Source organism: Serratia sp. BNK-33-b (genome assembly GCF_048684565.1).
Classification (GTDB): domain Bacteria; phylum Pseudomonadota; class Gammaproteobacteria; order Enterobacterales; family Enterobacteriaceae; genus Serratia; species Serratia marcescens.
Window position 1 is genome coordinate 4,589,452 of sequence record NZ_JBLQTZ010000001.1, and the last position, 21,750, is coordinate 4,611,201.

General features: G+C 50.2%; 23 protein-coding genes, 4 pseudogenes and 1 other annotated feature. Of the genes and pseudogenes, 11 read left to right on the forward strand and 16 right to left on the reverse strand.

Going from position 1 to position 21,750, the window contains the following annotated elements:
- Nucleotides 1-33: 33 nt before the first annotated feature.
- The 10 genes from ACMGGK_RS22240 to ACMGGK_RS22285 form a co-directional block, all read right to left on the reverse strand.
- Entirely contained in the window at nt 34-453 is a 420-nt protein-coding gene (locus ACMGGK_RS22240) for a hypothetical protein (RefSeq protein WP_420277257.1), read from the reverse strand.
- On the reverse strand, nt 450-890 hold the full coding sequence (locus ACMGGK_RS22245) for a GPW/gp25 family protein (protein ID WP_420277258.1): 441 nt from the start codon (nt 888-890) through the stop codon (nt 450-452). The genes ACMGGK_RS22240 and ACMGGK_RS22245 overlap by 4 nt, the downstream gene beginning before the upstream one ends.
- Before the next feature lie 371 nt (nt 891-1,261).
- Nucleotides 1,262-2,854: a phage baseplate assembly protein V gene (locus ACMGGK_RS22250; protein WP_420277259.1), complete on the reverse strand. Its 1,593-nt coding sequence runs from the start codon at nt 2,852-2,854 to the stop codon at nt 1,262-1,264.
- Nucleotides 2,851-3,540 carry a hypothetical protein gene (locus tag ACMGGK_RS22255; RefSeq protein WP_420277260.1) on the reverse strand — a complete coding sequence of 230 codons (690 nt, stop codon included), beginning with the start codon at nt 3,538-3,540 and terminating at the stop codon, nt 2,851-2,853. Before ACMGGK_RS22255 ends, ACMGGK_RS22250 begins: the two co-directional genes overlap by 4 nt.
- Nucleotides 3,537-3,704 carry a DUF5908 family protein gene (locus ACMGGK_RS22260; RefSeq protein WP_420277261.1) on the reverse strand — a complete coding sequence of 56 codons (168 nt, stop codon included), beginning with the start codon at nt 3,702-3,704 and terminating at the stop codon, nt 3,537-3,539. The genes ACMGGK_RS22255 and ACMGGK_RS22260 overlap by 4 nt, the downstream gene beginning before the upstream one ends.
- A complete protein-coding gene (locus ACMGGK_RS22265) occupies nt 3,701-4,153 on the reverse strand; it encodes a phage tail protein (RefSeq protein WP_420277262.1) in 453 nt (150 codons plus the stop codon). Before ACMGGK_RS22265 ends, ACMGGK_RS22260 begins: the two co-directional genes overlap by 4 nt.
- Nucleotides 4,150-5,397, reverse strand: a complete 1,248-nt coding sequence (locus ACMGGK_RS22270; RefSeq protein ID WP_420277263.1) for a phage tail sheath family protein — start codon at nt 5,395-5,397, stop codon at nt 4,150-4,152. The genes ACMGGK_RS22265 and ACMGGK_RS22270 overlap by 4 nt, the downstream gene beginning before the upstream one ends.
- 44 nt (nt 5,398-5,441) lie before the next feature.
- Nucleotides 5,442-6,515, reverse strand: coding sequence for a phage tail sheath family protein (locus ACMGGK_RS22275; RefSeq protein WP_420277264.1), 1,074 nt, complete (start codon nt 6,513-6,515; stop codon nt 5,442-5,444).
- Between the two features lie 17 nt (nt 6,516-6,532).
- Complete coding sequence (locus tag ACMGGK_RS22280; RefSeq protein ID WP_420277265.1) at nt 6,533-7,633, reverse strand: phage tail sheath family protein; 1,101 nt, start codon at nt 7,631-7,633, stop codon at nt 6,533-6,535.
- Nucleotides 7,634-7,763: 130 nt separating this feature from the next.
- Complete coding sequence (locus ACMGGK_RS22285) at nt 7,764-8,213, reverse strand: phage tail protein (protein ID WP_420277266.1); 450 nt, start codon at nt 8,211-8,213, stop codon at nt 7,764-7,766.
- Between the two features lie 1,515 nt (nt 8,214-9,728).
- On the opposite strand from ACMGGK_RS22285, the gene ACMGGK_RS22290 reads away from it, so the two are divergent.
- The 8 genes from ACMGGK_RS22290 (at nt 9,729) to ACMGGK_RS22325 (ending at nt 14,095) form a co-directional block, all read left to right on the forward strand.
- Nucleotides 9,729-10,823, forward strand: coding sequence for a YncE family protein (locus ACMGGK_RS22290; RefSeq protein ID WP_420277268.1), 1,095 nt, complete (start codon nt 9,729-9,731; stop codon nt 10,821-10,823).
- Nucleotides 10,824-11,376: 553 nt separating this feature from the next.
- Nucleotides 11,377-11,589, forward strand: a complete 213-nt coding sequence (locus ACMGGK_RS22295) for an antitoxin of the YeeV-YeeU toxin-antitoxin system (RefSeq protein ID WP_420277269.1) — start codon at nt 11,377-11,379, stop codon at nt 11,587-11,589.
- A 50-nt stretch (nt 11,590-11,639) separates the two neighbouring features.
- Complete coding sequence (locus tag ACMGGK_RS22300) at nt 11,640-11,996, forward strand: type IV toxin-antitoxin system YeeU family antitoxin (protein ID WP_420277270.1); 357 nt, start codon at nt 11,640-11,642, stop codon at nt 11,994-11,996.
- A gap of 41 nt (nt 11,997-12,037) precedes the next feature.
- The gene (locus tag ACMGGK_RS22305; protein WP_420277271.1) at nt 12,038-12,205 is read left to right on the forward strand and encodes a TA system toxin CbtA family protein; all 168 of its coding nucleotides are present in this window, start codon (nt 12,038-12,040) and stop codon (nt 12,203-12,205) included.
- 276 nt (nt 12,206-12,481) lie between these two features.
- Entirely contained in the window at nt 12,482-12,856 is a 375-nt protein-coding gene (locus ACMGGK_RS22310) for a TA system toxin CbtA family protein (protein ID WP_420277484.1), read from the forward strand.
- Nucleotides 12,856-13,347, forward strand: a complete 492-nt coding sequence (locus tag ACMGGK_RS22315; protein ID WP_420277272.1) for a DUF5983 family protein — start codon at nt 12,856-12,858, stop codon at nt 13,345-13,347. The genes ACMGGK_RS22310 and ACMGGK_RS22315 overlap by 1 nt, the downstream gene beginning before the upstream one ends.
- 27 nt (nt 13,348-13,374) lie before the next feature.
- The gene (locus ACMGGK_RS22320) at nt 13,375-13,716 is read left to right on the forward strand and encodes a DUF5983 family protein (protein ID WP_420277273.1); all 342 of its coding nucleotides are present in this window, start codon (nt 13,375-13,377) and stop codon (nt 13,714-13,716) included.
- 70 nt (nt 13,717-13,786) lie between these two features.
- A complete protein-coding gene (locus ACMGGK_RS22325; protein ID WP_420277486.1) occupies nt 13,787-14,095 on the forward strand; it encodes an alpha/beta hydrolase-fold protein in 309 nt (102 codons plus the stop codon).
- Here ACMGGK_RS22325 and ACMGGK_RS22330 read toward each other — a convergent pair.
- The 3 genes and pseudogenes from ACMGGK_RS22330 to ACMGGK_RS22340 all read right to left on the reverse strand — a co-directional run.
- Nucleotides 14,084-14,879 (reverse strand): annotated as a pseudogene (locus ACMGGK_RS22330) (IS3 family transposase); the annotation flags it as partial. The gene ACMGGK_RS22325 and the pseudogene ACMGGK_RS22330 overlap by 12 nt on opposite strands.
- A gap of 135 nt (nt 14,880-15,014) precedes the next feature.
- On the reverse strand, nt 15,015-15,329 hold the full coding sequence (locus tag ACMGGK_RS22335; protein WP_420277274.1) for a hypothetical protein: 315 nt from the start codon (nt 15,327-15,329) through the stop codon (nt 15,015-15,017).
- Nucleotides 15,322-15,768 carry a hypothetical protein gene (locus ACMGGK_RS22340; RefSeq protein WP_420277275.1) on the reverse strand — a complete coding sequence of 149 codons (447 nt, stop codon included), beginning with the start codon at nt 15,766-15,768 and terminating at the stop codon, nt 15,322-15,324. The genes ACMGGK_RS22335 and ACMGGK_RS22340 overlap by 8 nt, the downstream gene beginning before the upstream one ends.
- Nucleotides 15,769-16,766: 998 nt before the next feature.
- On the opposite strand from ACMGGK_RS22340, the pseudogene ACMGGK_RS22345 reads away from it, so the two are divergent.
- A pseudogene (locus ACMGGK_RS22345) lies at nt 16,767-17,728 on the forward strand (IS3 family transposase); the annotation flags it as partial.
- Nucleotides 17,701-17,808, forward strand: a pseudogene (locus ACMGGK_RS22350) (hypothetical protein); the annotation flags it as partial. The pseudogenes ACMGGK_RS22345 and ACMGGK_RS22350, both read left to right, overlap by 28 nt.
- 43 nt (nt 17,809-17,851) lie before the next feature.
- Here the strand turns inward: ACMGGK_RS22350 and ACMGGK_RS22355 are convergent.
- Nucleotides 17,852-19,092 (reverse strand): IS3 family transposase gene (locus ACMGGK_RS22355; protein WP_420276929.1). Its coding sequence is split into 2 segments (ribosomal slippage): nt 17,852-18,777 and nt 18,777-19,092, totalling 1,242 coding nucleotides; the frame shifts between segments, so codons are not numbered across the junction.
- Nucleotides 18,668-18,784: a sequence feature (AL1L pseudoknot), on the reverse strand. Its footprint overlaps the gene before it by 117 nt.
- Before the next feature lie 53 nt (nt 19,093-19,145).
- On the opposite strand from ACMGGK_RS22355, the pseudogene ACMGGK_RS22360 reads away from it, so the two are divergent.
- A pseudogene (locus ACMGGK_RS22360) lies at nt 19,146-19,640 on the forward strand (DUF4942 domain-containing protein); the annotation flags it as partial.
- A gap of 643 nt (nt 19,641-20,283) precedes the next feature.
- On the opposite strand, the gene ACMGGK_RS22365 reads toward ACMGGK_RS22360, so the two are convergent.
- Both ACMGGK_RS22365 and ACMGGK_RS22370 read right to left on the reverse strand, forming a co-directional pair.
- Nucleotides 20,284-20,571: a hypothetical protein gene (locus ACMGGK_RS22365; RefSeq protein ID WP_049299754.1), complete on the reverse strand. Its 288-nt coding sequence runs from the start codon at nt 20,569-20,571 to the stop codon at nt 20,284-20,286.
- A 511-nt stretch (nt 20,572-21,082) separates the two neighbouring features.
- On the reverse strand, nt 21,083-21,613 hold the full coding sequence (locus tag ACMGGK_RS22370; RefSeq protein ID WP_049299755.1) for a helix-turn-helix transcriptional regulator: 531 nt from the start codon (nt 21,611-21,613) through the stop codon (nt 21,083-21,085).
- Nucleotides 21,614-21,750: the final 137 nt, after the last annotated feature.

The following is a 21,750-nucleotide window of genomic DNA, read 5'->3' on the forward strand; positions in this document are numbered from 1 at the left end:
GGCCCGCTTTCGCGGTATCAGCATTCAACTGATTCACCCGGCCGTGACAAAAGACTGGCTATTAACAAAGCTCCCCGCCCCCGAAACAGGACTCAGCGCCGAATCCGGAACGCCTTGTGGGTCTATCGCCGCAGAAGTAGGGGTAAAACACGCGACAAACTGTCTGCCTACAACAATGATGGCAGTTATGGCCGTGGCAAACCCAGTCTGTTGATCGGCGGCCAACGCGGTTATTGTAATATTTCCCGTCCCGGGTGTTGTGTATGGGGGCCGGGTATAAGTAGCTGCAATAGATACTTTTTTCTCATCGCCGAGCACGCAGATTTTTTTATTCGTAATACAGGCTTCCCCACTCCCCCCGATGAGGCAAGGCCCAACAGGTGTCACGATACAGTCCCCAAACCGGGGGGGAAATTTCAGCATATCACCGTCAATCACCACTATTTTATTCACAGCAACCTCAGCGTCTGACCGTCATTGATGTTCAGCAGGCCTTCCACCGTCTCGACCAGATTCGTGCCCGAAAGATAAACGGTGATCTGAACCTGCAAACGACTGGTATCTCCCTTCGCCGACCGGATAATGACATCCTTGAGTACCGCACGGGGTTCATAGCGCAAAATGCTTTCTTCTATACGGTTATGAATACCAGTCAGCAGTTCATCGGTTATATTCTCAAAAATAAAATCATGCATGCCCCCTCCCCAGCTCTCACGCATAATCCGTTCACCCGGCTCTGTCATAAACAGCACGCGCAGGCTCTGCATTACTGCCTCAATCCCTGAGGCCATAGCCACGCCGGTAGCGGGGGAAAACTGGGGCGGAAATGACCAGCATTGCCCCAACGTCTCTGTCAATATGTCATTACTCATACCGTTGTATGAACACATCCCCGTTTGCAAAGCTTCTGTGGTACTAACATTGACGACACCCGGGCGAATTTTCCGGTTTGTCAGGCCACGCGCTGACCGTCTTTGTCACCATTCAGTCACCATAGCAACCTTTCTGTATTCACCCTTTTTAAGCGTTAATGTTTATCGATATCAGCCATATACGACCTGATACTTATTGTCATGACGGTCATAAGCGGCGATGGCTCACTGCGTCCGTCCCAACTGAACAACCGTGTCGGCACATCTCAGGGCAATATATCGCGGCACTATCTTTCACCAGTCGGGTCATTCTGTGCTGCTTCGCCTTTGTTACCGCCCGCTCCGGGAAGTTTTCCCTGCGAGCCGTTCATCTCATACTCTCTGTATCGTTAATCTTTTTTCATGTTAATGTTTGCACTGGTGATCTCCACCTTCTCTTTACCGGTGATCGACAGATCACTGTCAGCCTGCAGGTCCAGCATACCGGCCGTCAATTTCAGGGTATTCTGCGTCTTCACGGCAATGTTTCCCTCTCCGGTTAAGGTGATCGTATTATCATCGGCCTGCAGCGTCAGCGTGTTATCGTCAGAATCGATCATGAGGGCCTGGGTCTTGCCAGCATTGCTCACGACCAACCCTTTCTGACTGTTCTTTTCATCAGGTGGGAACGGGGCGGTATTTTTAGGGTTATGCATTGCTCCCAGGATCATCGGATAACGCGGATCGCTGTCGATAAAACCCACCACCACTTCATCACCGGGTTCAGGGTAAAAACAAAATCCACTCGCTTTACTGGCCCAGGGCTTGCTCAGTCGGGCAAAAATCTGCGAATCGGGCAGATTCAGTGCAGGCAAATCAATGGCTATCCGATCCAGGTGCTGAGGATCAGCGGTAAAATCCGCCACCTTGGCAATATGCAGTGAGCGGACTGGCGGAACAGGCTCCAGCATCGATGCCGGCATGCCTGTCACTAACTCACTGCGCCAGCCATTCTCAGTATCAAACTGCTGAATGACCCCAGTCAGGATGGCGGTGCCGTCTAGCCCCGTCCCAAACTGGCTCAATTGAACGGTATCCCCCAGTGCGAAATCCCGGGTCCCTGCCAGCACAATATACCCCTGCACACCGGTCAGTTGTTGGTGATTAAGCCACGACATCGAGAGGGTTTGCAGAGTGGCTTCGGGCATCATGCTGAATGCAAGGGCATAGTCTTGTGCCCGGGATGGGGGTTGTCCGACATTCCCTTCAGACCTCCAGGGACAAAAAGTACCGGCCTGACTTTTTTGTACAGCGGTAAGTCCCTGTGCGGCAATATCCCATCCCTGCAGTGACAGGCTATCCAGCGTAAAGCGGTTATCAAAATTCAGGTTGACTTCATACAGCGTATAATCGCCATTACCGCGGGAAAGTTTCCGGGGAGTCATGGCAGAGGCTGACAGCGCGCTTATCACCACATGGTCACTGGCAGCATCGGGCAACAGCCAGCAATTAGTGGACAGTAGCCGACTGCGGATAAACTGCCAGTCACTAAGACGAAACTGGATCAGTTGATCATGCTTACTGCACATATTCTCAACCGCGTTTTGCGTCAGTTTCACCCCCACGGACTGTAACTTCCCCTTCAGTATGGAGCTGTCATCCTGTTGGCGAAATACCCGACTATGGGGCAAAAATGTCAGTTTCTGCAACGAATGACGAGCTTCCATCTTCACGGACCAGTATTTCCCCTTTAACTGCATTTTCTTTTGCACCAGATAACCGCTGAACAACGGCTTTTCATCCAGTGCAATTACCACACGGGCACCCAGGGTGACACGGCTGACTTCTTGTTGTATCGCGCTATCCGTCGTACCATTATTGTCGGTAGGAATACTCAGCTCCAAGTTGGCAAAAGGAATATCATTTATCTGCTGATGAACCCGCAAACGACGGAGCCCCAGAGCACTCCTCTGCCCGTTAATGTCCAGAGTGATGTGGCTCATGAACCCCCCCCTTTCGTCGCCCGCAAGAGGTCCCCGGACTGAAAATTATCCAGGTTATCCATATCATTTTCCCTGGCAAGAGACAGGTAATCGACACTGCTGGACAGCGTCTCGCTTGCACTGAGCGATAACAGCGGCAACGAGGCCATATCAGGCACGCTGACAAGTGCGCAATCGGGAGTATTCTGTGCTTTTATGGATTGCTGAATAACAAAACTTTCATCAGCCACAAGACTCAGACTGACGGTCGCCCGTAACGGCGTGGCATCACGATCAAACAATGTGTAAGTCACCGACAAATCACGGGCACGACCTGCAAACCAGCCTTTATTTTCCCAGCGCATTTTTCCCCAGGTGATGCGCAAAAAATAAGGCGTTCCTGTTGCAGAATCCACAGCGCAGAGTGATTTCAGCATCATCAACTGCGTTTCTATCGGAGTGGTATTACCCGGCATCATGCTATCGAACAACAGAGTGAGATTGAGACCGACTGGCTCGGAAATGATATAACGGTTGCTTTGTGGCACCTGATTAATGGTGTCTTCTGTGCTAAAACGAGTTTGATAATCCAGCTGAATATTCTCTGGATTGTACATCGCGCTCATGCTGCCCGCAGGGATTTTCCCTTCACGATCCTTCCATGCATTAATGGTCAGCTTTGACAAACCACATGTAAGCAAGCTCACTGACGCCCCCTTTCCAGTAGTTGTTCCAGCACCTGTTGTTTAATAATTTCCACCCAACGTTGTGCGTCCCACTCACGGTGTTCTGCCAACGGCCAGGTGCCCCCGATCGGCGCACTCTCCGTGACCTCAACCTGTATGATCAACTCACGAATCTCAACGGTCATAGCTTTATCCCCAGCACGCGCATATCCTGATAGCGCAGCTCAAGAGTGTTAATTAACACAGCGTTACTGTTGGCATCCAAATCGCCCATCTGCCAGCGCACCGGCAGTGCATGACTAAGCGTCCAGGTGGTCACCGGCAATGCCAGGTCATTCAGCAGCATGATAACCACATTCGCCCACTGCGTACTTTCCCGGCGTAAAACGCGATCAAACTGCATAGTCAGGGGAGAGGCATTTATCACTCCCCGCTCCAGCACCAGACTGCCGTGGTTTACCTGCTCGGCTAGCCAGAGATTACGTGCGTTTTCGCCGCCCTCCCGATACTGACTCACCTCCAGCGTGCGTGACAGGCCCGATACGCGCTGGAACGCGATGTCAAACGGATTAGGAATGTCGTTAAACAAAAAATTGACGATAAAACGATGAGAGACAGCAGGCGTATTCATCATGACTGAACTCCGGTTTGCGTGCTGGCAGTGCCATTACGCAGATCCAGCGCCAGGCTGATATCAATAAATTCCGCGGGTGCCAGCAAAGCCAGACTTACCTGCAGGATAATCTTCCCGCAGAGAATATCATCTTCCGACATAGTTTCATTCAACCCGATACTGAGCGAAAAAGCATCATCCTCCACGGTGCCAAAAAAAGCCCCAGCCAGCCATTGCTGGCGCAACCACGTCCAGACCTGTCCCTTTAACTTCATCCACGTTTGGGAATTATTCGGCTCAAACAGATACGCACGGGCCAGTTTGCTCAAGTAACGTTCCACACTGTTGACCAGTAAACGGGTTTGGATATAACGCCAGTCAGTGTTGTCCCCATCCACTAAGGTCCGACATCCCCATAAGCAAACGCCTTTCCCGACAAAACTGCGGATCAGGTTGCAGGAAACACCCCGGCTACCCAGTAACACCTGAGACGTTAAGATACTTTGGGTAGGTCGGAGCGTACTGTTCAGAGTGATATTGGCCGGAGCCTTCCAGACACCTTTATCGCAGGCTGAGCGCTGAATGGCCGCCGCGACTGCCGGGAGAGGGGACAACAGCACATACGCCAACGTCTCATCCCTGTAGCACGTTTCCAGCCGCGGCCACCAAGCGGCCCCACATTGACAAAGATCCGCAGAAAAAGACTGTTTGGTGAGCGCCACGGCCTGCGCCGGATCCTCCGGTAATTCCAGCAACGCAAAGCGTTGCTGATCCTGACGACACAAGGTCAGGACCGCTTCCCATCCCTGATACCAAAGCGAGGCGGTATCAACCACGCCCGTGCCAAAATTGTCCTCAGGAAAGGAGGAAACGATAACATCATTTAACTCGCTCAGTTCCGGTACTAATACCAGCCCTGTCTGCTCATCCGCTAAAATAATGTCCAGAATTCGTGTCGTCTGTAATGCGGCAATTAAATCCTTCAGACGCTCGACGGATTCTACCTTCCCGGGCCCCAGAGACAACACATAACACTGCAGCCCACCGTTTTCAAAGAAGTGGCGCAGGGAATAAGCCAGCGTCCCACATGGTCCAAAATAAGTGCTAACCTGCGTCAAGGAGCCTACACTAAAGGGCTGCATCATCGGAGCAGTCATACCAGGAAGGGTATAACCAATAAACAGAGGCATCGTCACAGGATCGTCATCTGTCGCTTGCGTTAACAGAGAGTCATGGTACGACACTCCAGGAAGAACCATCGCCATCACAGTATCCTTATCACTTATCAACGGTCGGAAAAGAGATCTCTTTACTGAGACATGTCCTGGGTAAACTGAAGGATGATGAATTCAGCAGGACGCACCGCAGCCATACCCACCTGCACAATCATTTTTCCCTGATTGATATCATCCGTGGTCATGGTGCGGTCTTTGCCGATTTGCACACTGTAGGCCTCTTCTGCTTTGTTACCAGCCAACCCCCCCAGTAGCCAGATACCATGCAGATAATTTTCGATAGCGATTTTTACCCTTTTCCAGGTCAATGCGTTGTTAGGTTCAAATACCATGGCTCGCATGGCTTTTTTGATATCACGCTCAGCGGTATCAAACAGGCGACGTACCGGAATATAGCGCCAGTTATCATCATCAGGCTTCAGAGTACGGCCTCCCCACGCGATAACGCCCCGATCGCTGAAATAGCGGATCGCATTGACGCCGAGCTGATTCATCTGGCTCTGAGTATCATCGGTGACACGAAAACTGACATCACTCACCCCAGCCAGTTCCACGTTAGCCGGGGCTTTCCACACGCCGCGTTCACGGTCCGTGCGACAATATACCCCCGCCATCACCGCGGACGCACTGACAGTTGAAGAGGCACTGGAAACCGGAATAAGTGGAGGGTAATACACTGCAATATGCGCATTATCCCCCAGGCCAGCAGGCGGCGTACCATCATGGGAGTCAGCCAGCAGAAAATAGCCTTTATTCACCGTCAGTGAAGGGGTCAGGATTCCATAGACCGTTGACTTGTATGTAACATCATTTTCAGATACGACAAACAGGGTGATATCACCGACTTTATCAATCATATCGGGCAACCCAGAGGTGCAAGCAGTATCCGTTGCATCCTCAAGGGGATAAATATAGCAAGCACCACCACCGTTCTGAAAGTAAAGTTGTAGTGCAATATCAACTGTAAATTTTTGGCAAAAATCCAGCCAGCTACTGACCCGGGTAATTATTTTTTTATAGTTGTCATCCGATGCAGAAAATTTACCAATAAACAGTGGAACTGCTGTCGCGCCCTGACTGACGGAAACTGCAGGAGATGCGTCTTCGTCAATATAAACACCCGGAAACGTCGTGGTAACATTAGACATTATATTTTCCTCGAACCCTATATGTACTGAGAGATATCCTGACTGACCTGCAGAATAATAAATTCAGCAGGACGCACTGCGGCCAGGCCGATTTTGATAACCAATTTCCCTTGATAAATATCATCATCCGTCATGGTGGTGTCCTTACCAATGGCGGTAAACCATGCGTACTCCGGCGTATTCCCCACCAGAGCCCCCTGCTGCCACAAACGGTGAAGATAATTATCCACGATCGATTTTGCCCGCTGCCAGGTAGGCTGACTGTTTGGCTCGGATATCAGTTTGCGGAGCAGTTTTTTGATATCTGTATCCACCATATTAAATAACCGACGTACCGGGATATAGCGCCAGTTATCACTGTCTTCTAAGGTACGTGCACCCCACAGCACGGTACCCGTGTCGGGGAACGTCCGGAGCATATTCAGCACTTTGCCCTGATTAAATTTCCCCTGCAGCTCATCAGTGACAGAATAAATCGAGGTAATGCCGTTGATAGCAATATTACACGGCGCTTTCCAGACGCCACGGATACTGTCATTTTTCACTATCGCAAGCGCAACAACGATACTCGGTGCAAGAAACTCTACAGAATCAGAGCGACACCATGGATAAAAAACAGCAGCATGAGGGGTTGCGCTAAAATCCTTCATAATGACTTCAGCAGAATCAGAGGACGTTATTACCCGCTGAGGACCATCAAGTAACGCAAATACAGGTTTACCGGAAGCTGCCAGATTATCGACAGCAGTAATCACAGCAGCTTGGCTGTCCATATCATGATTATAACTTTGATACCCTGCAAAACCCGCAGAGACAATGAGATTAATCTCATCGTATTTTTGCACGGCCGTTTCAATGTCCCCAGTCTGAGCCAGATAACATTTTCCTCCGCCTGCAGCAAACCATGCAGACAGAGAGTTATAGTACGCATACCCATAATGCACACCATAGTTATCTAACTCCTGACGATTATCAAAACAAAGAATACCTTTATTTGAGGGATACCTCGAACCGAAACTAATAAACAACGGTATTATAATGTTACCCTGAGAGACAAATACACCACTTCTATCTGATTCTGATATATAAACGCCAGGATAGTTTACATTTACTGTCATCTCAGGATTACCCTTTGTCGGGACATGTCATGCATTCACATTGGGGAAATCGCCCACGCTACCGCCCCTGATTTACACCAGTCTGCATATGGCTGATAAGTGAAGCTTGTGATTCAGGGTGAGTCAGTACTCAGGCTACCTGAATACTCACACGGTCAGCCATCAGGGTGATCTGCTGTACGGCAATCTCATTGCTTGAGGCATCGAAAGAAGGTGACGAGAGTGACGTGGGAAAAGCATTACTAATATTCCAACTCATAAGCACTTCCGTTCCCGCATCATTAGTCAGGCTAATGATAATATCTTTTTTATCGACCTGATTAAGCTGAATGGAGTTAATCCAAGCGTAAAGTGCATTTTCACCGGGGAAAACTCCTTTACTGAGAGTAATACTGGTGGCCTGTCGCTGGCCAGGCATTTTGAACCAGTTACCTGCCCCATCCCGGTATTCGATAGTGTCATAATTAATATCCAGTCCAGAGGCACTGGTAAAAGGAACTTTATCATCACCCAGAGTGACAACAAACCTATAGGTTGGGATTGGATACTGCACTGCGATTTCGTCTGCGGTAATAGCCATGATATCATTCCTTCTCAGGTTACAAAAAACACCGACTAAAAAAACAACAAACAATTTTTCACAGGAGAATAAAAAACAATTCATGATTCTTCTGTAAAAACACGCCACCATACCTGATTGACGTCAGCTATCAATCGATTGCACTTTCAGTTGACGGGATGGGAGCCCTGCCCACACAAAATCAACATGCTTCATCAGATTAAGGCCTTTAGCACCAGTTTTCATTGTGTACTCCATACCAGGATGACTATTTATCAAAATGTATGGACAAGGGAGATAGCACTTGTCAAGGTGCTGTGATTCTATCATTACGGATTTCTCCCACAGCGCATTGCGATACATCCATCATACCCCTGCGTAATCATGATTATTTTTCAGTTCGTGAAACCGCATAAAAATATTGGATACCAGATCTTGGGACTGTCTGCACCCGGCCATCGTCGCATCGGTGATTAGCGCCCCTTGTCTGTACATTGTTTATGCGCTAGAAGAAACATGAGACTCGTTGTCAGGTGGTGTAGATGAGTCTCGGAAAAGTCAGCGACGCCGTCAATCCCGATATCCTGCAGCGTCTGCAACTGCCGCTGTTCACGGTTGGCACGTTGCCGCTTTCCGGTTGTTACACTCGTCTCGTGATTCCCTGTCCCCACGCTTAATTCCACCATTCTCAGCCCCCTTCAGAATCCTCACGGACAACCGATCAGCTTTATGCTTGGCGGAAGGCTTAACAACGGGGAAAGATCACTGTCCAGACATATCAACAAACCGTAAACAGACAGGGTTGACGCCAGCGGCCTCCCGTCAGGACACATACCGGATACTGGCACTGAATAAAGGGAGATTGTCATGGCACCATGTTCACCGTTCACTGAAGTCACCCGCATCGCTTTCGCCCTGCTGTTTGCGTTACCCGGCTCCACGGCAGCCGCCAGTTGCAGTTGCAGCAGCAGCGTCAGTTCCCCGGATGAAAAGGGCATCTTTGCCGATCGTGAACTGGGCGAAAAAGATGTAAGAATGTCGATAATGAACACTTGCCCGCAAAAATAGCATTAATGGCAACCTTGCTGTTCAGCACTATCGACACCTGATTGGCGACCCTGTCATTGAGGCTCTCGGCTCACATACCATTATCAATGACAACGTCATTCCGGTCATGACAACTGAATATTCCAGATCTGCACTAGCTGTTGCCCCGGCAATCTCAGCACAAATACCACCGCAAGATACAGGTCAGCACTGTGAGGTCACCGTTGGCCACGTTCGACTGACATTGTCTGGTAATATCACCCCAGCCATGCTCTGTCAGCACAGGTATGGGGAGCAGCAGGTTACAGGTATGAAGGTTACGCCTATGTAACCATGGCGTGCTGCCACGTACGAAAGAGAATGACCTGGGTCAACAACCTATTTTAAAAATCCTCGGTATGGTTGACTCCTCTCTCTCCCGTTTTGATACTTATAAAGTAAAAATATGGATAGTGCGTTAATTTTTATTAAATTTACACGAGGTTTTTCATGTCAAAAATAAACGGCCCTATAAATTTACCTGCGCAGTTCTATTCTGAAGGAATTAAAGGCGGCTCTGTATCTGTACTACAAAATGCTTTTTACATTCCAGGTGCCGACACTGATAACACATCCACTCCCTTTTATACAGATGTGGCCATTATTGACTTGTTATCCGGAGATAAAGTTAACAAAATAGTTCATCACCAATACACTGAAAACCGAACGATTAATACAATATGCTGTCAGGGTGAGTTCAGTATCTCTTTTAATGGCTCCTATCCCTATTATGACATTGGCGATTCAGACTTTAATGGCTATATTACTTATTCCTCTCTGAGTGGCCGTGGATTTTCCAGTGAAACAGAAATTCAGCTACCTGATGACGTAAAACTTAAAACGTCGTTCTGTACATCAATGTATGACTATAATAATGAAGAGGTTTATTTTGGTGCAAGCATAAACAGGTTCCGAAGTGGTTATGTGGTGATCAATGCAAAAAGCAAAGAGTATAAAAAAACGATTTATGTCGATGACAGAGTAAACAATATTCAAAATGTTAATGCAGCCATAAGTAAATACAGGAGATTATATATTGCCGATCAGATGCAAACAACATCTGGCGCTATCCTCTGCTATGATGACACAACTGACAGTTTTATTGATTCCATTCCACTGATACCAAAGCCTGACTGGATTATGCAAATTATGGGGTTGGCCATTGACGACTCTAGGGATACTTTGTATGTCCTCATAGACTTTTCCAAACCAGAATCATCAGAACACGTCAGTACAATACAATTATTCGACTCACAATCTCACAACCCTCTTGGCCAGTTTGACCTGGAGCATGGTGCTTATGCATTCTCTCCCATCATTAATCAAAAAAAACAACTGATGTATCTGGCCCGGGATAGAGCTATTCAGGTGGTTAATTTAACATCTAACACTCTTCAGAACGAAATCCCGCTTCCTATTGATACTCAGCTTGGCGACCAGATTTATCAGATAGATTACAGCCCTGTCATGAATTGCATCGTCGCATCGGTCTTTCAAAACAGCACCCCTTGTCTGTACATTGTTTATGCGCCAGATGAAAAATGACTCGTTGTCAGGTGGTGTAGATGTCCCTGAAAAGACAGCGTCGCTGTCATGACCACGGAACATACCCCCGCGCAGTGTCCATCACCTGCTGAACCAGTTGACGGGCACTGCACATAACGCATTCAGGCTCAGCCAGAGTGCCGTTTATGGATACGTCTTATCGCTGCCACAATCTTTTCTGCATCACCCGCCGTGACGTGGGGGGCGGATATGCTCCCGGTGAACGCGGTCATATCCAGTCTGGCGTTTGAAACGACCTCAGAGAGAAGAGGCATCATGTTAACATTAAGGGAGGATATTTCTTTCCTGACTACCTCAAGCGTTCTGGTGTGCCAGTGGGGCTCCGGCGCCGAAAGCCAGTCGGCGCGAAAGCGATACTGCACCGCTTTCGCGACGTCTATTTGCACCTGAATAAAGGCTCTGACGGAGGCACCGTCAATCCCCGACCTCTCCGCCAGACCCATTAACGCATTAATGACCTCTTTTTCCCGTTTAATATCTTCAACGGGCAGCCGGTATATTTCCTTATGGACGGTACTGCCATGAAAGCGGTATGACCATCACCGTCGAACGTCACAGCCCCTCCGGGCAGTGCATGACCGCAGACAGTGAAGACGCGGTAACCGACGCTATCCGGGAGCTGGCCCGCTGGTTATATGGCTGGCTGGAAAGCGATTACGAATGGCGGAGCTCTGATGTCGTAACAGACCAGCTCATCCGTACCGGTCAATACACCTTCACCGGATCCGGTCAGCGCTTCGGCTGACCCCGTCACCGTTAACCCATTCTCAATCCACTTTTTAGCGAGGTTTAACCATGCCTGATATCCCTGCCACAAATGACAATATGGACGCGTCGCGCTGGGGCCTGCAGCGCAACATCACCCCGTGTTTTGGCGCACGCCTGGTCCAGGAGGGGAACCACCTGCATTACCTGGCTGAACGCGCCAGCATCACCGGCACCTTCAGTGACGAGGATTTACGTCACCTTGACCGGGCATTTCCTTTGTTGCTTAAGCTGCTTGAGCTGAAGCTGACCCTCGGTGAACTTGACCCACGTCGCCCGTACGGCGTCACGTTGTATGCAAAAGGGCTGACCTGTGACGCGGATACCCTCGGCAGTTGTGGGTACTTCTATATAGCGATTTACCCGACGCCAGCAACAACCGCATAAACCTTACCGTAGTACCACTCACCCACAAAGAGAACCCAACGATGAGAATTTATCCTGTCTCCGCAAAACGGGCCGCAGAGATTGAGCGGTTAACCCATAAATCACCGATTTACGTGTGGCAGCGCCTCCTGACATATCTGCTGGATCGTCACTACGGCATTACCCTCAACGACACGCCGTTTGGCGATGACGATGCCATTCAGGAATGAATTGATGCCCTGAACGAGGTTGCTGAATACTGCGACCTGGAGCGTATTGATAATCGGGGAAAATCACTCCTGCCCGTCTCGCCACGGCTCACGCCAGCAGATATCCGGAATGCCCAAAACGCGGTGGGTCTGGAAGGCAGCAACAATACCCTCATCATCAGCGGACAGTCGTCAGCCAGAAGCTAACTCCCCTCCATCACACCGTCGTCTGGTACAGGCGATACCACCAAGCGGCAGTCCCCGTTGTCGTAACGGCTGGCGCTGCCTTATTAACCAATACAAACCCAACCACTATCCTCAATGCGGGAGGCTTATCCGCGTCCGTCACCGGTAGAGATCTGGCAGCGCCTCCTGAGCCACCTGCTGGATAGACACTACGGCCTGACGCTCAACGATACGCCGTTTGGCAACGACGGCGTGATCGAGGGCCACATCAACTCCGGGATCTCACTGTACGACGCGGTGAACTTTATCGTGGAAAAATATGACCTAGTGCGTACCGATCGCCATGGTTTTAGCGCGGAAGCACAGTCACCGCTTATCAGCAGTATCGATATTCTCCGGGCTCGGAAAGCCACCGGGCTGATGACCCGCAGCGGGTACAAAGTGGTGACCGACATCACCACAGGCAAATATCGCGAGGTGCAGTAATGAAGTTATCCCTGACGGTTAAAGCCGATAGCATCAACGTACTGGCACTCAACATGGGCCGGATCGCCGTAGATATCGACGGGATTGAACTGGCTGACCTGATCAATGTGGTCTGTGACAACGGCTGTACGCTGCAGATCGCTGATGAACCGGGTAAGGTCATCATTGAATCGACGCTTCCTCCCTTTACGTCATTGCCGGGGATCTGCTGCAGTACCGCGCACATCACGGCAGAAGACAATTCGCTGCTGTATTCACTGTCGCATCAGGAGCAGGATTTTGGCGAGTCGGAATGGATTCATTTTTCGGGATCCGGCTATCTGCTCCGCCTGGAAGCGTGGTCGTATCCGGTCTTACGCCTCAAACGCCTCGGCCTGTCGAAAGCCTGCCGCCGGTTAGTGGTGACGCTTATGCGTCGCTACGCCGTTGGTATTATTCATCTGGATGCCTTTGGTGAACTGCTACCCGACTTTGCCATTTTTGACTGGTAACCCACACTCAGCAGGACAACCAAAACCATGACATTAACCTCTGCCACCAGCTCGTCGGGGGAACTGGCGCCGCAGGCCCCTTCGGTATGCCTGCCGGGCATATGCTGCAGTACCGCGCATATTACCCTGGAGGACAGCCTGATACTGGCGCAAGCATCATCACCCGCCACTGAATGCGGTCACTGCGACTGGATACACGATACCGGCTACGGCTATCTGCTCCGGCTCAATGCCCGGTACCACCCGGAGCTGCATCTGAAAGCGACTGGGCTCTCAGGAGCCTGTCGCCGTCTGGTCATCACGCTGATGCAACGCTATGGCATCCACATCCTGTACCTGGATGCGGATGGCGACCTACTGCACTTTTGACTGGTAATCCAGCCTCAACCACCGCATCGCCCAGCCGCGCCAGGCCCCTGTACCTGAAGGCTATCCAACGATTTATTTCCTCGACGGCAATGCGGTGCTGATGGAGCTGAAGGCTGCCCTGCTGGCAAAACTGGCGGCGGCGAAGCGGCCGCCGGTGCTGGTCATGATCGGCTATGACAACGACCTGCGCATCGATGCCGCCGGCCGCGCCTACGACTATACGCTCCCTCTGCCGGCAAGCATGAAGAAACCGCTGCGGGCCGGAGGAGGCGCTGATGCATTTTTGCAGTTGATTGAAACGCAGATCAAACCGGCGATCGCCGCCAAAATAGCGATCGATCCGCAGCAACAAACGCTGTGGGGGCACTCCGTTGAATGACTCCACTGTGGCATTATCTGTTGGTGTTCCCGGCCGGGAAAAATCAATACGGATCCCACGCTCATACACCCACTTATCCAGCATTTCCCCCGCAAATTCAGAGCCATTATCCATTTTCAGCAACCGGGGAAGCGAGCGACTGAGGGTGATGCTATTCAGCATTTCAACGACTTCCGTTGAGCACAGATTCTGCCCAACACAGATTCCCAGACATGGTTCGGATACAGCCCTGAGGCTGTGGCTGGTGGCGCTGCTGATTTGTTGCGATGCGGTCTTTTGAGACGTAGGGACAGTCCCTGTTCACGGTAAAGACGGTAAATACGTTTATGGTTATCCTGACAGCCTTCCCGCCTGAGTAAGATGTGAACCCGCCGGTATCCGTAATGCACGCGGGTTTCTGTGATCTCACGGATACGCAGGCGCAGCGCACTGTCATCGGCCGCCACGGAGCGATAGCGAAACGAGCTGCGACTAACCCGCAGCGCAAAACAGACCTGCCTTTCGCTGGCCCCATAACGTGCCTGCAGGTCCCGGCCCCATTCGTGCAGCCGTGCCAGCGTCAGGTCTTTTTTGCCAGCACGTCCTGCAGCATCGCCTTGTCGAGGCTCAGATCGACCACCAGTTTCTTCAGCCGCAGGTTTTCCTCTTCCAGCTGGCGCATGTGCTTCAACTCAGAGGGCGAAATACCACTGTATTTCTTGCGCTACGTATAGAACGTGGCATCAGAAATGCCCAACTTACGGCAGATCTCAGGCACCGACGTACCCAGTTCGGCCGGCTTCAATCTGCTCTTCGGTGAATCGTTATTTTGTCATCGGCACCACCTCCGTTCAGGGAGTGTAGGTCATGCCGAAATTCTGTTTCTGTATGGCTCAGGATTTTGGGGTGCAGTTCACTAATGGCCGGGTTAAATGCTTACTCAGTGAAGATTTTTATGATTTCTGGAATCACAGGGATTAGTTGCGCGAAAACCACAGCAGAAAACCACAGCACCGATAACCCAAAGAATTATGCTCGTTTTAGCATCGCTTACATCTGCTTTTGTTGCATAATTTGACTTTATGACGGCAAGGTCAGTTTTCATGCTTTGTACGTCATCTTCGAGTTTCTGAATTCTTCCAATCATGTTATCGCCTCCACCGCCACCGCCACCGCCTTGCTTGGTAGTATGATGGGGGAGAGGGGAATTTGCAATTGCGGTTGTTTTCTGTACTAGTTGGAATACCTCACCCATTATCATCTTCTCCGACAACAAAGAACCCACATTCTTTCGTGTCCAGCAAATTGCCCTTGTTGCCGTCAGAATCACTGCCGTGTAGTGAAACCACTACCGTATATAAATCTGAGCTCGTTAGTCTAATTTCTCGCAGGCGAAATGACACAATGGCTATCTGTTGAGTTTTCGATGCGGGATGAGCAAGTAGAATGTTGGCACTGCCTTTTTGCTGATTACTGGGAGAAAGTATTGACACATCATTTAACTTGATATCAATCTCATTCCAATATAAGCCCAATTTGTCAATAGCGGTGATAAAGCCAGCAGTAATTACGATTGTATGGCATTTATTGAGAACAATGCCATACATCATTGCATCAGGTAAATATTGCCCATTTGCGATCATTCCCTCCCGTATCAAGGTAGGGTACGAGAAAAGTACTTTTTCATGAATCACGTCATTATCCACTATTCATTGGGTGGCAACGCTCGGTGCGCAAGAGGTTAACGACTCGGCGCATTTGCCTTGCGAATTGACCGAACGTCGCCATTGTTTGGTGGCAGGGCAACGTCAGTATGTTTTTGAGCGCTGAGGTCGTTACTGACAAGCCCTGCCATTGGGTGGCGCAGCGTCACCAATCTCGTGAATAACGCCACGCCATGCTTATCATGCTTATGCAAGCAGCCGAAAAGTAAAAAAGGAAGTTGAGCGGTGTCAATAGGGGCGGCAACGTCCAGGCTGCAGGACCGGGACGGGCACGACGAATAAGAACCCTGCAAATTATCCAGACGTCACCATCGATGGGTTGGCAGCACCTGATCGCCCTTATATCCGAACCCCGAGAAGAGTTACGTTAACCCAGATGCTGCCATTCTTGAGTGGCGACCTTCAGCCCACGATATGTGTGCCAACGCCCGTTAGCTGGTTAAGCTGAAGGTCACCATTATTTGGGTGGCCGCTCATTTCAATGCGTGGGTATCCGCACGTCGGTAAAGATGATGTAAAGATAACCCCCGCACCCTCTGTCTGAAATGAGCAGCCATTGGGTGGCAACCAAAACCTGTGAGGTGAACGCCTGCGGAGCGGACAATAATTATGGCCTTGGCTGCCATTGGGTGGCACGACCTGGAAGTTGCTGAGAAAACCAAGCCGCGCCGTGCCTGTCGAAGAACATGCAGTTATAGCTTGTTAACGATAGAGGGTGACTGTCAAGGGTGAAAGGAATGAGCGGATTGTAGTCGAGAGCTCATGTTAAACGCTGGATGCATAATCACCCGCAGTTAGCGTCAATTGACAGGAAATACCTCCCTGCAATTGTATGGTGGCTTTAAGTTGTTAGGCGGTCATCCCATCCCCATTTACTAATTGAGGTATTTCATGGGTGAAATAAAAGACTGGAGTGCCCCCGAGCCCGTAGACAAATCTGCCCTATAGTTTGAGCATAGGAGGAGTCTATGGGCACGCCACGTTTTACCCCTGAATTTAAGGAAGAGGCCGTCCGCCAGATCACCGAGTGGGGCTATTCCATCGCTGAAGTATCTGAACGGCTCGGCGTGTCGGCGCACAGCCTTTATAAATGGCTCCGGGCTGTTAAGCCTGACAACAGTGGACAGCAGGCACAGGATTTACTTGATGCCAGAACAGAAATTCTCAGGCTGAAAGCACAGCTTAAACGCGCTGAGGAAGAGCGGGATATTCTGAAAAAGGCAGCGCGGTACTTTGCAAGGGAGCCCGACTGAAGTATCGCTTTATCAACGATCACCGTGAAATCTGGTCGATTGTTACGATGTGTCGGGTCCTTAAGGTTGCCCGTGCCGGATTTTATGTCTGGCTCCATAACCCTGTATCCGCCGGAGAAAAGGATAACCAGCGACTGCTGGAACTCATCCGCGACGCCTATGCGCTGAGTGGTGGAGTTTACGGTTATCGCAGGGTTCATGGCGATCTTCGCGAAATTGGCGAAGTGTGCAGCAGAAACCGGGTTGCCAAAATCATGAGGAAAAACAAGATTCAGGCTATACATGGTTATAAAGTGCCACGCGGAACCCGAGGACGACCGTCACTGATAGCGCCCAATCGCGTACAGCGGCAGTTTACCGTTGTTCGGGCCAATCAGGTCTGGGTCACCGACATCACTTATATCCGGACCTGGCAGGGATGGTTGTATCTGGCGGTGGTTATCGACCTCTTTGCCCGTAACGTGGTGGGTTGGTCGATGAAGCCGACCCTCTCACGCGAACTGGCATTGGATGCGCTGATGATGGCGGTCTGGCGACGTAAACCGGACAGCGAAGTCATCGTGCACTCAGACCAGGGCAGCCAGTACGGCAGCGACGACTGGCAACGGTTCTGTCGGGCCAATAACCTAGCACCCAGTATGAGCCCGGCGTGGACACCTCTTCTGACGACATCCTTCTGCTGAAACAGCGCCTGGCCGAACAGGAAGCGTTGATCCACGCCCTGCAGGAAAAACTGAGCAACCGGGTGCGTGAAATAGTGAACCGCCCCGGTTTTTTTGGAGAGTTTTTAGTCCGGAAGCTCAGGCTGCCAGACCATTATTTGTACTGGAAGCATAATAGGCATTTTCAGCTTCTACCGGCGGTATGTGTCCTAGCCGTTCCAGTAACCTTCTATTGTTGAACCAGTCCACCCACGCCAGTGTCGCAAGCTCCACTTCCGCGTGGTTTTTCCAGCTCTTACGGTGGATCACTTCCGCTTTGTAAAGGCCATTGATACTCTCGGCCAGGGCATTATCGTAAGAGTCGCCTGTGCTGCCTGTCGACGCCAACAGCTCCGCCTCCTGCAGCCGCTGGGTGTACGCCAGTGACACGTATTGGGAGCCCTTGTCCGAGTGATGGATTGTACCTGAGGGGCGACGTGCCCACAGAGCTTGTTCCAGAGCATCTAGCACGAACCTTGCTTCCATCGACGATGAGACCCGCCAGCCAACGATCGTGCCCGCGAACACATCGATTATGAACGCCACATAGGCGAAGCCCTGCCAGGTGCTAACGTACGTAAAATCTGCACACCAAAGCTGATTGGGACGTTCTGCCACGAACTGGCGGTTTACCAGATCCGCTGCTGCCGCTGTTTTGCGACCGATCGTGGTCTTGATGACTTTGCCACGGAGTACGCCCCGAAGACCTATTATTTTCATCAGGCGTTCAACAGTACACCGGGCAACGCTAAAGCCCTCGCGGAGCAACTGACGCCAGACTTTTCGTGCTCCATAGACACTGTAATTTTCTTCGTAAACGCGTTTTATCTCCTGGCTGATTTGAGCATCGCACTTTTCTCGTTGGCTACATTTCTCAGGATACAGCCGGCGTTGCTGATGCCAGTAATATGTCGACGGGGCAATATCCAGTTCGCGACATACCGGCCCGACCCCGTGTGTACCACTCAGACACTGCATAAGTGGCATTATTTTTTCCAGTGGCGGTCGAGCTCCGCCTGGGCAAAATAAGCTGAGGCCTGGCGCAATATATCATTGCTGCGGCGTAGCTCCCGATTTTCACGCTCCAGTTCTTTTAAACGCTGGCGCTCATTGGTGCTCAGTCCGCCATCATCAGTGTTGACGGGGCTGACACCACCACTGGCATCATTTTTATGCTGGCGCAACCAGGCTCGTAAGGTGTCGTAATGGCACCCGATTTTTGACGATATGGCACGAATGGCATCCGGCTCAGAGTCATACTCATTACGGTGTTCCAACAACATTCTGACAGCGCGCTCACGCAGTTCAGGGGGATAGCGTTTGGCGGATGGTGATTTCATTTTGGGTCTCCTTTCACTGAGAGTTTAGTCTCCAAGAAACCCGGTACGGTTCAAACAGCCTGGAAAAGGACGATATTCCCGCTGTAAGTGAAGAGAATATTCTCAGCACCTTCGAGCAGCTACATCAGAGTAAAGCGGAGGTGTTCGAGCGGGGGATCATTAACGTGTTTAAGGGACTAAGCTGGGATTACAAGAGCAACAGCCCCTGCAAGTTCGGGAAGAAGATCATCGTTGATGGTCTGGTACAATATGACCGTTGGGGATTTCACTTCCGTCATGGGCGCAGACGTGAGCAGTTAGCGGATTTAGATCGTATGCTTAATCTGCTGGATGGTAAACCTGTTCCGGAGAATCGCAACGATCTTTCCGTCAGGCTGGATGCTCATATCTGCAAACAGCACGCTTCCGTTTACGAAGACGAGTATGTTGAGATACGTTACTTCCAGAAAGGCACTGGGCATATTATCTTTAAACGCTCTGATTTGATTGATAAGATGAACGAAATAGTTGCCCGCTATTTTCCTGCAACCTTACCACCTCGTACCTGAACCCAAATTCGAGTCACCAGAATCAATGCAAACGGACCGAGGGTACAAATGAGGGTACAAAAATCACCAAATTAAAAATAATACATATACATCAATAAGTTAATAGTAAGCATCGATTCCGAGTCCGGCACCATATTTAGAGAACCCAGCCTATGGCTGGGTTTTTGCTTTTCAGGGACTGGACTCTCCATCGAACTGCGTTCGATTATTCGGCCAAGGGCCTCACCCTGCGGGCCAGCGCTAAAGCGCTGTTCAACGCGGCGCCAGCGCCGGTTGTCCGAGTCCGGGCACCCTATTCAGAAAAACCCGCCTATGGCTGGGTTTTTCGCTTTCTGGAGTACGGACTCTCCATCGAACTGCGTTCGATTATTCGGCCAAAGGCCTCACCCTGCGGGCCAGCGCTAAAGCGCTGTTCAACGCGGCGCCAGCGCCGGTTGTCCGAGTCCGGGCACCATCTTCAGAAGAACCCGCCTATGGCGGGTTTTTCGCTTTCTGAGGTACGGACTCTCCATCGAACTGCGTTCGATTATTCGGCCAAGGGCCTCACCCTGCGGGCCAGCCAGCGCCGGTTGTCCGAGTCCGGGCCCCCTATTTAGAGAACCCAGCCTATGGCTGGGTTTTTGCTTTTCTTTCACCGAGGTGCTCACTGGCAAATCGAAGCGTATTTTTTCATAAACGGGCTGGCGCAAATTGACGCGTAAATGTCTTTTTGCAGTTGGCTGGCGCTAGAATCCGGCTTTTGCGAACCGCCAACGTTTACACCGGTGCCGTTGTTGCCGTTAGTGCTGCCGTTAATGCTCACGTCAACGGAAGTTCCGCCGCCGCTGCCGGTATTGCCATTGAGACCGCCTTCAATCACCAGCTTGGCCTGAGCCAGCTGCGAACACATCAGCAGTGTGCAACCCAGTAATGCGATTTTTTTTCTCATCATGTCCTTCTCCTTGTTTATTGAATTACCCGTTTGTATTTATTTCTCTGTGCGGCAGACCCTGTACCGGTTTCCTGTTGCGGCTAATGCCCTCTTCCACCTATCGCCAATCGCCTTTTCTTCATGCGCTGATCGTGTTTGAAAAACGCATATAAACTCAGAAAAAACAAAAAAATCGCCAGATAAAAAAGATCCACTTTACCTTCCCTGGGTACATCTCGGCACCACACAAAATATAATATTCACTTGATAAATAGTTTTTCATAACTCATAAGCCATAGCGCGTTATGAGCCAAAAAAAGCAGGGTTAACCCCCGCTCATCGATAAATAGCCATTAATAAACCTGTAGTATTTTCTTTCACAACCTGTGCGACGTGCTTGTGAACTATCTTTTAAAATTTAATATTCACGCCATTAATATATTTAAAAACACATAGCTATTTCATTAAAATTGAAAATAACATGAGACGTCAGAATAACAAAAAATAAGAATTAGAATATCCCTCATCAAGGTTAAGAATATTCTCCCTCTTCGGACAATAGCCAATAAATAAACTCATGATTCCGGTTTAACATCAACTTGCTCATGACCGATCGTTTATGGCTGTGCACGGTTTTTACGCTGACGCCTAACAGCCTGGCGGTTTGCGACTGATCGAACCCGCAGCGGAGATAGTTCACGACCTGCCGTTCGCGCTGAGTCAGTGGCTGACGTTTGGTAAGCACAGAGACAGAACCAGACAATGCCTCATTCAGCAACTCAAACAGCTTGATCTGATCGTCCGTGCGATACAGCACACGTGCTACATCTTTCACCTTTAAAATGGGTCTTTCTTTAACGGTGATCACCTGCGGTGCGCATCTCCCCCAACGCTGGGCGCGCCGCCGAGAGGAAGCAAGCACCATATCAGGCGGCTCAACAACACCCGGAGGTAAAAAGCAGACGGTTTTATTGTTTTTCTTCGCATATTTTTCAATGCTGAGCCGCAGGCCTTCAGCGAAATAACGGTTCTCATCGTCGATAACGATATTAATACTATTCATTCTTATCACCCCGGTTAACATCCATCCTATGGATACGCGGCTATGGAGAACATCGATTACTCAAGCAGTTTTTATTCTAGAAATGTGACAATGGAAATGAATGGTTATATCCCATCATTATAAAAAGCACAAACCCC

Coding starts and splice junctions, on each gene's coding strand:
- ACMGGK_RS22365 (WP_049299754.1), bottom strand. CDS start 20,571: ATGATGAGAAAAAAAATCGCATTACTGGGTTGCACACTGCTGATGTGT.
- ACMGGK_RS22270 (WP_420277263.1), bottom strand. CDS start 5,397: ATGGCGATGGTTCTTCCTGGAGTGTCGTACCATGACTCTCTGTTAACG.
- ACMGGK_RS22275 (WP_420277264.1), bottom strand. CDS start 6,515: ATGTCTAATGTTACCACGACGTTTCCGGGTGTTTATATTGACGAAGAC.
- ACMGGK_RS22300 (WP_420277270.1), top strand. CDS start 11,640: ATGCCTGATATCCCTGCCACAAATGACAATATGGACGCGTCGCGCTGG.
- ACMGGK_RS22280 (WP_420277265.1), bottom strand. CDS start 7,633: ATGACAGTAAATGTAAACTATCCTGGCGTTTATATATCAGAATCAGAT.
- ACMGGK_RS22250 (WP_420277259.1), bottom strand. CDS start 2,854: ATGAGCCACATCACTCTGGACATTAACGGGCAGAGGAGTGCTCTGGGG.
- ACMGGK_RS22290 (WP_420277268.1), top strand. CDS start 9,729: ATGTCAAAAATAAACGGCCCTATAAATTTACCTGCGCAGTTCTATTCT.
- ACMGGK_RS22305 (WP_420277271.1), top strand. CDS start 12,038: ATGAGAATTTATCCTGTCTCCGCAAAACGGGCCGCAGAGATTGAGCGG.
- ACMGGK_RS22315 (WP_420277272.1), top strand. CDS start 12,856: ATGAAGTTATCCCTGACGGTTAAAGCCGATAGCATCAACGTACTGGCA.
- ACMGGK_RS22370 (WP_049299755.1), bottom strand. CDS start 21,613: ATGAATAGTATTAATATCGTTATCGACGATGAGAACCGTTATTTCGCT.
- ACMGGK_RS22245 (WP_420277258.1), bottom strand. CDS start 890: ATGTGTTCATACAACGGTATGAGTAATGACATATTGACAGAGACGTTG.
- ACMGGK_RS22265 (WP_420277262.1), bottom strand. CDS start 4,153: ATGATGAATACGCCTGCTGTCTCTCATCGTTTTATCGTCAATTTTTTG.
- ACMGGK_RS22335 (WP_420277274.1), bottom strand. CDS start 15,329: ATGGGTGAGGTATTCCAACTAGTACAGAAAACAACCGCAATTGCAAAT.
- ACMGGK_RS22295 (WP_420277269.1), top strand. CDS start 11,377: ATGACCATCACCGTCGAACGTCACAGCCCCTCCGGGCAGTGCATGACC.
- ACMGGK_RS22320 (WP_420277273.1), top strand. CDS start 13,375: ATGACATTAACCTCTGCCACCAGCTCGTCGGGGGAACTGGCGCCGCAG.
- ACMGGK_RS22285 (WP_420277266.1), bottom strand. CDS start 8,213: ATGGCTATTACCGCAGACGAAATCGCAGTGCAGTATCCAATCCCAACC.
- ACMGGK_RS22260 (WP_420277261.1), bottom strand. CDS start 3,704: ATGACCGTTGAGATTCGTGAGTTGATCATACAGGTTGAGGTCACGGAG.